The 13,543-nt window shown below is 32.8% G+C and carries 14 protein-coding genes; 5 read left to right on the top strand and 9 right to left on the bottom strand.

The genetic code is table 11. The features are described from left to right. Nucleotides 1–409: 409 nt before the first annotated feature. A complete protein-coding gene (locus H6F32_RS12100) occupies nt 410–1,597 on the bottom strand; it encodes a glycoside hydrolase family 10 protein (RefSeq protein WP_190369587.1) in 1,188 nt (395 codons plus the stop codon). A 72-nt stretch (nt 1,598–1,669) separates the two neighbouring features. Continuing rightward, the gene (locus H6F32_RS12095) at nt 1,670–2,170 is read right to left on the bottom strand and encodes a HugZ family protein (RefSeq protein ID WP_190369586.1); all 501 of its coding nucleotides are present in this window, start codon (nt 2,168–2,170) and stop codon (nt 1,670–1,672) included. A 61-nt stretch (nt 2,171–2,231) separates the two neighbouring features. On the opposite strand from H6F32_RS12095, the gene H6F32_RS12090 reads away from it, so the two are divergent. The 3 genes from H6F32_RS12090 (at nt 2,232) to H6F32_RS12080 (ending at nt 4,742) form a co-directional block, all read left to right on the top strand. Then, nucleotides 2,232–3,740, top strand: coding sequence for a CIA30 family protein (locus tag H6F32_RS12090; RefSeq protein ID WP_190369585.1), 1,509 nt, complete (start codon nt 2,232–2,234; stop codon nt 3,738–3,740). An 82-nt stretch (nt 3,741–3,822) separates the two neighbouring features. Then, nucleotides 3,823–4,209 carry a GFA family protein gene (locus tag H6F32_RS12085; protein WP_190369584.1) on the top strand — a complete coding sequence of 129 codons (387 nt, stop codon included), beginning with the start codon at nt 3,823–3,825 and terminating at the stop codon, nt 4,207–4,209. A 134-nt stretch (nt 4,210–4,343) separates the two neighbouring features. Then, nucleotides 4,344–4,742 carry a CAAD domain-containing protein gene (locus H6F32_RS12080; protein ID WP_190369583.1) on the top strand — a complete coding sequence of 133 codons (399 nt, stop codon included), beginning with the start codon at nt 4,344–4,346 and terminating at the stop codon, nt 4,740–4,742. Nucleotides 4,743–4,934: 192 nt separating this feature from the next. Here H6F32_RS12080 and H6F32_RS12075 read toward each other — a convergent pair whose 3' ends face one another. The 6 genes from H6F32_RS12075 to H6F32_RS12050 form a co-directional block, all read right to left on the bottom strand. Then, on the bottom strand, nt 4,935–5,723 hold the full coding sequence (locus tag H6F32_RS12075; RefSeq protein WP_190369582.1) for an ABC-2 family transporter protein: 789 nt from the start codon (nt 5,721–5,723) through the stop codon (nt 4,935–4,937). Between the two features lie 313 nt (nt 5,724–6,036). Then, complete coding sequence (locus tag H6F32_RS12070; RefSeq protein ID WP_190369581.1) at nt 6,037–7,017, bottom strand: ATP-binding cassette domain-containing protein; 981 nt, start codon at nt 7,015–7,017, stop codon at nt 6,037–6,039. A 124-nt stretch (nt 7,018–7,141) separates the two neighbouring features. Continuing rightward, nucleotides 7,142–8,266, bottom strand: coding sequence for a cobalt-precorrin-5B (C(1))-methyltransferase CbiD (cbiD, locus tag H6F32_RS12065; RefSeq protein ID WP_190369580.1), 1,125 nt, complete (start codon nt 8,264–8,266; stop codon nt 7,142–7,144). A gap of 313 nt (nt 8,267–8,579) precedes the next feature. Next, nucleotides 8,580–8,882, bottom strand: coding sequence for a hypothetical protein (locus tag H6F32_RS12060; RefSeq protein WP_199294554.1), 303 nt, complete (start codon nt 8,880–8,882; stop codon nt 8,580–8,582). Between the two features lie 105 nt (nt 8,883–8,987). Then, nucleotides 8,988–9,578, bottom strand: coding sequence for a DUF3177 family protein (locus H6F32_RS12055; RefSeq protein WP_190369579.1), 591 nt, complete (start codon nt 9,576–9,578; stop codon nt 8,988–8,990). 161 nt (nt 9,579–9,739) lie between these two features. Next, nucleotides 9,740–9,991: a Calvin cycle protein CP12 gene (locus H6F32_RS12050; RefSeq protein ID WP_190369578.1), complete on the bottom strand. Its 252-nt coding sequence runs from the start codon at nt 9,989–9,991 to the stop codon at nt 9,740–9,742. 503 nt (nt 9,992–10,494) lie between these two features. Here H6F32_RS12050 and H6F32_RS12045 point away from each other — a divergent pair. Next, nucleotides 10,495–10,893 (top strand): hypothetical protein, encoded by a 399-nt coding sequence (locus H6F32_RS12045; protein ID WP_190369577.1) that lies wholly within the window; start codon nt 10,495–10,497, stop codon nt 10,891–10,893. 255 nt (nt 10,894–11,148) lie between these two features. Here the strand turns inward: H6F32_RS12045 and H6F32_RS12040 are convergent, their stop codons facing one another. Next, on the bottom strand, nt 11,149–12,573 hold the full coding sequence (locus H6F32_RS12040; RefSeq protein WP_190369576.1) for a DNA cytosine methyltransferase: 1,425 nt from the start codon (nt 12,571–12,573) through the stop codon (nt 11,149–11,151). An 89-nt stretch (nt 12,574–12,662) separates the two neighbouring features. On the opposite strand from H6F32_RS12040, the gene H6F32_RS12035 reads away from it, so the two are divergent. Further along, the gene (locus H6F32_RS12035) at nt 12,663–13,532 is read left to right on the top strand and encodes a branched-chain amino acid ABC transporter permease (RefSeq protein WP_190369575.1); all 870 of its coding nucleotides are present in this window, start codon (nt 12,663–12,665) and stop codon (nt 13,530–13,532) included. Nucleotides 13,533–13,543 lie beyond the last annotated feature (11 nt).

Raw genomic sequence — 13,543 nt, 5'->3', positions numbered from 1 at the left:
TCGGCGATTAGAAATCGCGGTTTATCTTGCACACAGACAAAACCCTGGGTTTGTGTAGTAGGAATAGCGCAGCGTGGCATAAGCCTTATGATATTCGCCCAATACTTTTAAAACATCCTCTTAAAAGTTAAAAACTTGTGTAATAATTAAATCAAGTCTTTTAAACGGACAATTGAAGTAGATAAAATCTGGCGTTGCTGATAGTGTGACGTAAGTCATAGAAGTAAATTGAAACTTGTGGTAAATTGTTCTAAGTTTTGATTTTATTTAGTCAGCAACGTTAGATTTTGCCAATGATTAATTAACAAAGAAATCAGCAAGTGTGATAATTTCTAAATTAGAGTCCGATTATAGGATACGCGATCGCAAAGTTTTTTCATACAAATTTTTGTAAAGGAGTAATTTTGATTCACTTTAATATTTTCTGCCAGGTTTGTTGACGTTTTTGTGCTTTTTCTTTGCTGATATTCCAAAGAGTTTCATAGTAGAAGAAAGAAATACCCGCAAATTTTTGGTCCCGGACTTTTTCTACCTGACTTTGAATTTGTGTCATAGGTACAGAACGATTTTTTAAACCAGCTAAAATACCAATACTCACAGGAATATGTTTTTTTGCCGCTTGGACTTCTGGATATGCTAATTCACTGGTAAATACTTTTAAATCATTACGATAAACTTGTAATACTAAATCTTCTATTAATCCCATTCTTTCCCATTTTTGCCAATCTGCTAAAAAGTATTCATAAGAAAATCTTTGAGGGTTTGGTGCTACGGAAACTATACAATTTTTATTATTCTTTTTAATAGCTGCAAAAACTCGTTTCATATATTCTGTAATTTTATCTGTTCTCCATTTTACCCATTGAGGATCTTTGGAGTCTTTTGGCGGTAATTTACCATTATTTTCTAGTTTATATAAATTAGTGGTGTAGAAATCATAACCTAATTCTGAAGGTAGACCAAAATGATCATCAAATTGTATGCCATCAATATTATAATTGCTGACAATTTCTACAATTAAATCTTCAATGAATTTTTGTACCTCTGGATGAAAAGGGTTTAACCAAACTCGATCATGAATTCCTTCTTTAACTATGTTTGTACCATCACTACGACTGGTTAACCAATCAGGATGTTTTTTGGCTAATAATGAATCGGCAGGGGACATAAAACCAAATTCAAACCAGGGAATTACTGTTAATTTTTGTTTGTGTCCTTCATTAATTACCTCTTGCAACATATCACGATTTTGCAATCCTGGAGTGGGATCTAATGCTATACCAATTTCCTGATCTGCAACTTTGCTAGGATATAAAGTATAACCCCAATTCCACACAGTGGGATAAACAGTATTAAACTTAAATTTACGTAATTGTTGTAAACTATTTTTTAAGCGATCGCTATCAAATAAAACATCACTATCAATATTAGTTAACCATACTCCTCGTATTTCTGAAGAGGTAATATTTTTATTGGATAATTTAGCTTGTAATGGTGCAGAAAATGTAATTCCTATGATCATACTGAAAACTAAGATCATAGCGAAAAATCCTGTTCTCTGATATGTTCTATGCCAACTTATCAACATATTATTCATCTATTTATTACCTTAGTTACAGATCCCCGACTGCTTTAAGAAGTCGGGGATGTTGAAAGTTATACAAAAAAGTTATACAATGGACTGTTGATTAAGTTCTAAAAGTTGGTGAATGTTATCACTATTTACAGGGTAAACAGCACCAAAACCTCTTACAAACCTACCGCTATAAGGTTTAAGTTGAAAAATTCTAAAATCAGGTAAACCCCTTAAAACTTCTATGATATCTCCAAACCTAACATGAAACTGATCTACAATTTTTTGCCATGCTTCAGTTTCCTTTTCCAGTAAAATTGCTGTACAATCGAAAGTTAATCTTCTGCGAGCAAAAATTTCCTTAGTTTTACTCTCATCATCAATAAATAACACACTTAAAGATGGATTAACTTCCAGATTTTGAGTGTGAGTAGCTAAACCACTGACATAGATATAAATATTATATTTATCATCCATGACAAAAGGAGAATAACTACTATTAGGAATACCGTCCTTATTCACGGTACTAATCATTATACTCCTAAACTCCTGGGGAAACTGCTCATATTCAGCTTGAGCTTGGGCAATTTGACTCATAATCAGGTTATTATTAAATTAGGGATATTGACCATCACTTTCGGGATTATAGCAAACACTTATGCAAAATAACAACAATTCTCAATGGAATTTATGCCGATTTCTGAAAACTCTCATTTACTTTGAGGTATTTCCTCCCTTAAACTGGATAGATAATCTCATCAATGTTTTCATCAAATCTCGTCCTCAAATACATCAAAATCAAGCAAAATTACCTAAAAATATGTCTGTAATTCTTGTAGCAGGTGCAACTGGTGGAGTTGGTAAACGCGTGGTTAAGAAATTAATATCTCAAGGTTATCAAGTACGCTGTTTAGTAAGAGATATTGAAAAATCTCGTGCAGTTCTCAATGATGATGTTGATTTAGTATTAGGAGATATCACAAAACCAGAAACTTTAACAAGTTTAGTAATGCATAATATTCAAGGGGTAATTTGTTGTACTTCTGTTAAAGTTCAACCAGTGGCAGGAGATACTCCAAACCGTGATAAATATTATCAAGGTGTGAAATTTTATCAGCCAGAGATTGTAGGAGATACTCCCGAAAATGTAGAATATCAAGGTGTAAAAAATCTTGTAGAAGCAGCATCTAAATATTTAATTAAAACTAATGAAAAAACCATCTTCGATTTTACTCAATTAGATGATCAACAAAAAAGCATCTATCAAAATATTTGGGGAGCTTTAGATGATGTGGTAATGGGAGGAGTGAGTAACAGTAGCTTACAAATTACTGCTAATACTGCATTATTTACAGGTAATGTTTCCATTGCCAATTCCGGAGGTTTTGCTTCTGTCAGAACTAGGAATTTTACACCAACTCTTGATTTATCCAAATATCAAGGAATAAAATTAAAAGTTAAAGGTGATGGCCAACGTTATAAAATATTTTTACGCACAGAGTCTACTTGGGATGGTATTGGTTATGCTTTTGGGTTTAATACTGTTGCAGATACTTGGTTAGATATTTACATCCCTTTTCAAGATTTAGTCCCTGTATTTCGCGCTAAAACTGTTAAGGAATGCCCATCAATAGATACTCAAAAAATTTGCTCTTTGCAATTAATGTTAAGTAAATTTGAATATGATGGAGTGTTAAACCCACAATTTTCACCAGGAATTTTTCGCCTGGAAATAGCAACAATTACAGCATATCAAGATGACATTTTACCACAGTTTGTATTAGTTAGTTCTGCTGGTGTCACTCGTCCCGGAAAACCAGGAATTAATTTAGATGAAGAACCTCCCGCAGTGCGATTAAATGATCAGTTGGGAGGAATTTTAACTTGGAAATTACGCGGAGAAGATAGTTTAAGAAATAGCCGTATTCCCTATACTATTATTCGTCCTTGTGCTTTAACAGAAAACCCAGGAGGTAAGGAATTGATTTGTGATCAAGGTGATCATATTAAAGGTAAAATTAGCCGTGATGATGTAGCTGATCTTTGTGTTGCATCTTTACAATATCCCCAAGCTGTTAATCTCACTTTTGAAGTTAAAGAAGGTGAAAATAATGTCACTTCCAGAGATTGGCAACAGCTATTTTCTCAGTTAAAATCAGATTATTAACCGGTAGTACAGGCATCCTGCCTGTACTACTAGTTAATAATCTGTAACAATTAATCAAAATTAATCAAAAGTTATCAATATCATGCATGAATCTATAACATATTATGGTGGTTGTCATTGTGGAAAAGTCCGATTTGAAGTATTAGTTAATCATCATCAAGTACAAGACTGTAATTGTTCTATTTGTCGCAAAAAAGGATTTTTACATTTAATTGTACCACGAGAAAATTTTACCTTATTACAAGGAGAAGATGTCTTAACCAACTATCAATTTAATACCGGAATAGCACAACATAAATTTTGTAGTATTTGCGGTATTCATTCTTTCTATATTCCTAGAAGTCATCCACACTGTATTGATATCAATATCCGTTGTTTAGATGGCGATGTGATGGGTAATTTTGAGATTATTCCCTTTGATGGTGTTAATTGGGAGGACAATATTCATAGGATCAATAATCAACTATAAGAACTCCGACTTCTTCCAGAAGTTGGGATGATCAACTAAATTCCATAGAATTGCCATATAATGGCTAGATAATGTTATATTAGAGACTGGTATTAATTGTAAAAAGTAGTCGTCATTCCCAAATCATCAAAATTATGGAAACTCAACAACCAGTGGATGTTTTATCCGTCATGGATGGAAAAGATATTCTATCTTCGGTTTCATCAGCTAAAAAACCTCAAAACGAGGTTCAAAAAATTTTTGCACAGGTTGCAAAATTTTTGGATAAACTACCAGATTATTTAGGTAGTTTTTATACCCAAAATCAGCAAGGTTTGTTAACTATTGTTTTGATTTTATCAGCATTTGTCACAGTGAAAGTTATGATTGCTATGCTTAATGCTGTGAATACCATACCTTTGTTACAACCAACTTTTGAATTAATTGGTTTAGGTTATTCTTTATGGTTCGCTTTTCGTTATTTACTAAAGGCTGAAAGTCGTAAAGAACTATCTGAAAAACTCAGTGTCTTTAAGCAACAATCTTTAGGTTAACAATTAACTTTTAGTCACTGTTTACCAATTAGGGTTTAGCATTGCTAAACCCCTACATTCGTTATGTCAGTATTTTAATATGACGTAACCTACTTATTGTCATAATTACGAATTAGTTTGTCTATTACCCCTACTTTTGTTTTGCATAAGTCCTGATTTTATGACTCATATCTTAACTATTAACCATCATCTTTAAGCCCCCATCCCAGAATATTTTTTTAACCCTGCACGCCATAATAAACGATTCACTCCTAAAAATAACAGAAACCATCCTATAATTGATAAGAATCCTCGGAATAAGTCTACTGGTAATCCTACTAAAATACTCGCAGGAAAATTAATAATATAGGGAAAAGGTGTCAACATTACTATTTGTCTAATTCCTTCAGGAAATATATCTAATGGTGCTATCATTCCCGATAAAAATAAGAATAAGATCAAGAATAAATTTTCAACTGCTGAACTTTTTTCTGTCCAAAATGACAACATTGCAAAGGTATATTGAATTATAAACCGCAAAGCAAAGGCCATAATACTTACTATCATAAATACTAAAATAGTAGTAAAATTTGGCAACCAAAATGCTTGGGGATATAATACAAAAAATAAAATGATTAAGCAAATTATAAAGGGCATTCTAGCTACTCTTTCTGCAACATGATTCATAAAATAATGCCATAATGGATCTATGGGTTGTAATAATCTCGGTGAAAGTTTACCCTCTACAACTTCTTTTTCAAATTCATATATTACCCACACAAGTGTTATTTGTCTAGCCAGAAACACAGATAAAAAATAGCGTGCAAAATCTATACTTTTTAACCCAAAGTTACCTTTATCAGCAGCTTCCATCCAAATACCCATCATGATAATTGGTAAAGAACCCGATAACACCCATAATAATATTTCTGAGCGATATTCTAGCATATAAGCATAGTATACTGAAAAGAAGGCTCTGATTTTTTTAACAGTTTGTTTCATAATTTGTTTGCTAATTTGTTTGATATAGGACTCATATTTGAATTTTGAAAAAAAAAGAAAAAAAAGAAAAAAAAGAAAAAAATTAGGTATTTTAGGATGGGTCAGATACAGCAGTTTCCGTTATTATGAGGTACAGATGTTAATGATAAAACCCTTGTAACACAGGTATACTTCGACAAGCTCAGTACAAGTCTTGCTGTGTTCATAGTATACCTCTTGTAGATGGAATGTGCTGTATTATAAATCTGTTGATTGATAGAATTTATGGAGTCTGACATGGTTGGTAATTAACAAGAACAATTGCATCATATACTTACACATTTCCAGCTTGAAAAACTTTACCAATCACTTCTTCTACCGGAGGTTCTGCTACCGTTAAGTCTATCACTTCTAACTCCGATAAAATTAGTGATACAGTTTGAGTTAGTGCTTCTTGCTTGACAAGAAATCTCACTGTTCTACCATCTATTTTATTTATTTCTCCATATTTAATTAATGTTTCTTGCGGTATTATTTCAGATAATTCTACATACACTTCTCGATAGGGTGCAAAACGTTCTAAAAGCCCATTCAATCTACCATCATACATTAATAGTCCTTGATGAATTAATAAAACTCTAGAACATAAAGCTGTAATATCTGCCATGTAATGACTTGTTAATAAGATGGTGGCTTGATACAGTTTATTATACTCTTTTAAAAATTGTCTTACTCCTACTTGAGCATTAATATCTAAACCTAAAGTTGGTTCATCTAAAAATAAAACTTGGGGACGATGTAACAGCGCTGCTAATAATTCTGCTTTCATTCTTTCCCCTAATGACAATTTTCGCACTGGTTGGGTTAATTTACCTGCTAAGGATAACATTTCTGTTAATTCACCAACACGACGCTGAAATTCTCTCTCGGAAATATTATACACTGCGGCGTTAATTTTTAGGGAATCTAAGGCGGGTAAATCCCAAATTAATTGCTGTTTTTGTCCCATGACTAAGGTAATTTTTTGTAAAAATTCCTGTTGACGATTAAATGGCACAAAATCAGCTACTCTAATTCTACCATGAGAAGGATAAATTAACCCTGTGAGCATTTTTAAAGTCGTGGTTTTCCCTGCTCCATTTGGACCTAAAAAACCTACCATTTCTCCAGGTTCAATTTTAAATGAGATATCTTTAACTGCATGAATTTTTCTGTATTTTCGCTTGAAAAAATGGTTTATTGTTCCTTTTATTCCTGGTTCTTTAGTCGCTACAGGATAGGTTTTACTAATGTTTTCAGCAATAATAATGGACATAATACTATTCCTAAAAATTGATTTTGATAAAATTTGGCATCATTACATCATCATATCAAATAAGGTGCAGATCCCCTACTTCTTAAAGAAGTCGGGGATCTTTATGGGATACTTTACAAATTATCTAATCAGCATTATTGCATAGTTTAGAAAATAACTTACTACCAATTTCACTTTTAACTAGTATATTCCGATCTCTATCAAATAATACTGAACCACAAACGGTACTTTGATGGTTTTTTTCATTATGGCTTTTAATATATTCCTGACAGCGTGCATCTATGGTATTCGCGATCGCATCATAAACTAAATTAACCCAATTATGATCATCATTTTTCACCGAACGCAAATAATTCAACGCTCCCTCTGCGGTGGAACTATGAAAAACTGTTTCTATATGGGGCGATGATAATCCTACCATAGCACAATGGGACGTTAATATTTCTCGACGACCATCGGCCAGATGATGATGTGTATGGAATATCCCCCCAGCTAACTTGAGTAATTTTCCATGATACCCAAATAATAAAATTTCTGATACTCCTAAAATACTCGCACTCACTAACATCGGACCTAACCAATTCGCTGTTTTGACTAATTGCTTTTCCTTAATACCTAACTTCTTCCCTAAGTCTAAACCATTTTCTCCAATACAAAATACTAAAGTAGAAAAATTCGCTGCTTTAGTTTCTAAATCACTTTGAAAAGCTGCTAATTGTTCAGGAGTGCTTAAAGGTTGAGAAATTCCACTTGTACCTAATAATGATAAACCCTCTACTACACCAAAGGCAGAGTTGGAAGTTCTTACCGCCAGCGATCGCCCTTCTGGTAAAATAATAGTAACTTTAATCTTTTGGTGAAATTCTAGCAAAGGTTGTAAATTTTCTCTCAACAATATTTGAGCATAACTATAAATCGCTGCTTTTCCTTTTCCGGCATCTTGTATTCCTATACCTTCTCCACCTACAATAATGATATTTTCACCATCGCCTTGATACCATTCTACTATTGCCCAAATTGGAGTATTTTTAGTTAAATCTAAATTATCACCAGGATCAGAACGAGTAATAGCTAACACTTGATTTGATGATATACTCGCAACTTGTTCTATGGGAATTTCTACAATTTCTTTAGGTGTAATTAAATTTACAGAAACAGTAGATATAGCTTGAGAATTACGTAAATATCTTAAAGCAGCAACGGCAGACGCACACGCAAACACCGGTAGAGTATATCCAGATTTAGACATAAGTGATAGAGTTTAGGGTGAAAAGATCAAAATTACAATATAAGTTTAAATTATTAATCTCTTGGTTTTTGATAAGTTTTTTAAAAAAACGCGCCCTTTTTTTTGGGTTCCTGGCGGTGTGAGTTGTGGTATGATAATCATATTAAATATAATCGAACATAAGCAACAAACTTTTTTCGCAACTATTCCCATTATAAGAGTATCATTCTCAAAGATTATCACCCCTAGCAAAAAAAGTCAACTATTTTGGTCCGCAAAAAATTTTTAAATTTTTTTTAAATTTTTTTTAAATTTTAAATAAAATAGCTGATAGCTACAAACCAATATCTGAAAGCAAGAACTCCATATCTGACAAAGAGAGATTTTGTTGAATATAGCGAGGTGAGTCAGGATTATATGGACTAGCGACGCGATCAATACTGATTATTTTGAATACATCCGGTAATACTGGGATATCAGGATCAAAAGCGGTTGGGTGCATTAAAGAACTAGAAAAACCTTTAAAGATTAAAATGACATCAGACTTATTTTCTATTTCTCCACGCACAATTAAAACTTCTTGAGGTTTTTTGAGAGTATATTGTTCTAGTTTTTTACCGAGAGAATCTTTAATCATTGTTGTAGATGGGAACATCAGTAAGGTGTAGAATGAGTGTAGTGTGAAGTGCACAGGAGTCGGGAAAATTCCAAAGTTTAAATTGCGACTCCCCACTCCCAACTCCTAATGAATAGTAGAACGTCCATATTTGCCAAGTTTAAACGAAACAAAGTAAATCAAATAACAAATATAAATAGCTAAACCCATAATACCGAGAGAACCCAGAAAAGCAGGTGTACTATTTTGATGGAAATATTCCTTAAACAACAATGGTGCCTCCAACCATACAGTACAATAGGGAGTTTTTAAAGCACCTTCAGAAAAAGCACAACTTAAAAAAGGTACAAGAGCGATCGCTCCCAATGTACAATACATAGTGGTAGCCCAACGCCAACCTGTAAAAATTACTTTTAACAACCCACTAGGATAATAATCAATTTCATCATTGATATCCATCCAAAACCACAATGATGTGGGAATAAGAACCTTTCCCATTAAAGCAGATATAAAACTAACTCCAAAATTACCAATCATTAAATATATGCTAATAGCTAATAAACTAGCTACCCGAAAATAGATTACTAATAAGCGTTGCATTGCGTCAGATTTCTGCACAAAACACCAAAGGAGGAGAATAACAGGAATAATGAGAGTAAATAATAACCCTAGTCTATAGTCCATCCAGACATAAGGGCGAAACCATACTTGTGTCATAATAGAAAAACTTAATTTTTTACTTTTTTTAATTTGTGCTTTGTTATTCTACTTGAGAGTGCGTCAAATGTAGAAAATTTGTTAATTATTAGCAAACTATCTAATTTAACGCACCTGCTAATGTGCTAGATGTATAACTGATGAATTATAAAGGGAAGATATTAGTCATCATAAAGACGACATTCATCAGCTTCTGGGTTATCATCGCAATATCTCTCAAAATTGCTTTTAGGCTTTTCTTGACGTTGATGAGATGCTTCCGCTTGTAATTCCTCTACAGCATCCCAAGCTGCAGCACACTCAGGAGAATTACTACCATTGATATCACAAATAGTGCGAGCTTGTTCTACTTCCTCTTGAATTTTTTCTTCAATGTTAGTAGTTTCTTTTTCTTGTATGTTGGTGTTAGTCATGATGTTGTCTCTGTAACGGTTTTGTTTATCCTAGTATAGAAAAACCCAAAAAATGGCAGTTTTTGTTTATAGCTAACCATTTTTATAGTTCAAAACTGGAGTTTCTCAACTTTGATGGCAAGATATACAAGCATTATACATTAAGTTTTTGTACTTATAATTTCTATATTTTGCATTATTTAGGGTATTTTCATATTATTCTCGTATTTTTTGACTATTTTTGACAATTCTTGATTATTTGTAATTTAACGTTGAATAACACATAAGTTTTTTAACTATCTCTGAATAACGCTGCAAAATAGCTAATTGTGATTAGATGAGAATATGTTATAAATATTCTCATTGATTAATTATTTATGTGTCTAATATATCAATTCTCTAACTGTTGACAGTTGATATTTAAACATACATGATTATATATTATAGTAAATTTGGGCATTTTTTTTGATATTCAATAATTTGATATTTGATAAAATGTTGCCATCATCAGGAATTTAACATAAATGAGTAACCAAAGTAACACTAAACAAAAACCAGAAATTACAAGAATTTATCTTTCTCATTTTTTACATCAGTTAAGTAATGATTACGATAAAACTAAGGAAAAATTAGAGCATTTGGTTAATATTGGTAAAGATGATTTTATAAAAGCAGGAATTTTAGAAGAGTTGGAAAAATTAACTGTAACTATTGAAATGTATGCCATAAGAATATATAAGAGTTATCAGGTTGAAGATAAGAAATTGGCAATTATAACTTTAGAAAATATGCAAGTTTTTAATATTCCTGTAATTGCAGAATTTTTCTTTTTTACTGATGCCAAATATCAAGACATTAAAGATTATATCAAAATGTTGGATTATTTGCGATTATTGATCTTAGAATATTTACATTCTGATTAGTTTAATCAAATAAATACCCAACTTTGCTTAGAAATTGGGTATCTTATGATTAAGATATATTCCTACCTACATCCTATAATTTTGCAAATCAGATTCATAAATTTGATCTGTTGGAACAAATTTAACACCTAATTCATTAGGTAAGCTGTTGTGCCTTTAACTTGAATAATTAATACAAGCAAGATGCTTGTGCTACTGTAACTTCAGGTTTTTTAATTATACAGTGACTGCTGCACATTAGCTTATTTGTGGAAGTTAATCACGGTTAAAATAGAAACTATTTAATCCTGCTTGATAATAATGGTTAAAAATTCCAGTAATATTGAGTTGTATATTCCTTCTTTGCTCATCAATATTTTCCCTGTGTGAATTTTTTTTCTGTTTAACACTTGACTTTCTAGTTCTGGGTTCAATAACATGAGGACTAACGCCAAAATGTTTAGCACCTTCAGACATATCAAGTGTTAATAATAACTCATCTCCTAAATCCTGTACTATCTGAGGTTTCACAGGTTGAATATCCAAAACCTTGATAATTTCCGTGGCCACTGCTTGCGCTAAAAGCGGAGGTACAGAATTTCCAATTTGTCGAAAACCATGCCATTTGGTAGGATGAAATCTAAACCAGTCTGGATAAGAATGTAACCTTGCTGCTTCTCTAACTGTAATACATCTAGGAATAAAGGGATGTATTGGCCGAGGGGATGTAAATGCACCTTTATTACTCGCTGTACCCGCCCTTAATGTGTTACATAACCCATCAGGATGCAGTTTAAAAAAGCGACTGATGGGTTCAGTTTTTCCCTGGGGAGTATCTGCAAATCTAGCCATTGACTCTTGACTATGATTTGTTCTTAAGCTAGATGTTAAAATGTGAGGATCATAGTTTCTTTGGTAGGAATAATCATTTTCTAAAAGCGATGAATTTCTCAAATTCATGCTATAATTACTAGGTTTACCAAATTCTGCAAATATCCAATCTTGTTGATATAACTCAGGATATTGTTCAATTTCTGGTAAGTCTTGTAATGCTTCCCATACTGTGGGTACTGGGGGTAGATGTTCATAAAATTTGCGATAAAATTTGCGATTTTTTGATGTGGGTATTTTTGTGGTAGGTTGGGGATATTTGGGAAGTGGTAATTCTTGACGACAACCTAATAAAAATAATCTTTCTCTGTTTTGGGGTACTCCATAATTTGCGGCGTTTAAAACTTGATAGTTATTTTCGACTTGATAACCATTTTCTTGAAATTGATTGATGATTTCTGTGAGAAAATATTTATGATCACCTAATGTCATTCCTTTGACATTTTCTAACACAAAATATTTCGGTTGTAGTTCTAATACTAACCTAATAAAGTGAAAAACTAGAGAATTTCTAGGATCATCAAAACAGCGTTTTCCAATTAATGAAAAACCTTGACATGGTGGACCACCAAATACTATATCTATTTCTTGATCACCAATTTCTGATTTATTTCTAATTTCTGATCCTGTGGTTTCTGCAATGTTTTGACATAAAATTGTCCACCAGGGAAAATTGAATTTGTGAATTGCACAATGTACAGGATCTATTTCCACAGATACTAATACATCAAAACTAGCTTTTTCAAAACCAAGGGTCATCCCTCCCGAACCTGCGAATAAGTCCACTGCTATGGGTCTTTTTGCCGTCATTTACTGTATAATCAAAAGTTTGTCAATGGTCAAAATTTATTATATGGTGTCTGAGATATAGTAATTCTCTGTTCCTTGTTCCCTATTATATGGATATACAACAATTTACACAGTTAATCATTAATGGTATTGCGGTAGGTAGTATTATCGCCTTAGCAGCAGTGGGTTTAACTCTGACTTATGGAATTTTAAGACTGTCTAATTTTGCCCATGGTGATTTTTTAACTTTAGGTGCTTATTTAACTTTCTTTTTAAATAGCTTGGGCGTAAATATTTGGTTGTCAATGGTGTTATCTGCTGTAGGAACTGTGGGAGTGATGCTATTGACGGAAAAGTTATTATGGTCAAGAATGAGGGCTATCCGTGCTAGTTCTACCACATTGATTATTATTTCTATTGGGTTAGCGTTATTTTTGCGAAATGGGATTATTTTTACTTGGGGAGGACAAAACAAGAATTATAATCTTCCTATTACTCCAGCTTTAGAACTTGGAGGGTTGCGAGTACCACAAAATCAGTTATTGGTGTTAGTATTAGCTATCCTAGCGATCGCTTTTCTCCATTATCTCTTACAACATACTAAAATCGGTAAAGCTATGCGTGCTGTGGCTGATGATTTAGATTTGGCTAGGGTTTCTGGGATTAATGTAGATCAGGTGATATTATGGACTTGGATCATTGCAGGTACTTTTACTGCTTTAGGTGGAAGTATGTATGGTTTAATTACCGCAGTTAGACCAAATATGGGCTGGTTTTTGATTTTACCTTTATTTGCGTCGGTAATTTTGGGTGGTATTGGTAATCCCTATGGAGCGATCCTTGGAGCGTTTATTATTGGTATAGTCCAGGAAACTAGTACCCCTTGGTTGGGTTCTCAATATAAGCAAGGTATAGCTTTATTAATTATGATATTGGTGTTGTTTATCCGCCCCAAAGGTTTATTTAAGGGAACAACATAAACAACACCTTA

This window comes from Anabaena sp. FACHB-1237, from assembly GCF_014696225.1.
GTDB lineage: Bacteria > Cyanobacteriota > Cyanobacteriia > Cyanobacteriales > Nostocaceae > FACHB-1237.
The sequence above is the reverse complement of the archived record's forward strand: the minus strand, read 5'-3'. Positions and strand labels throughout refer to the sequence as shown.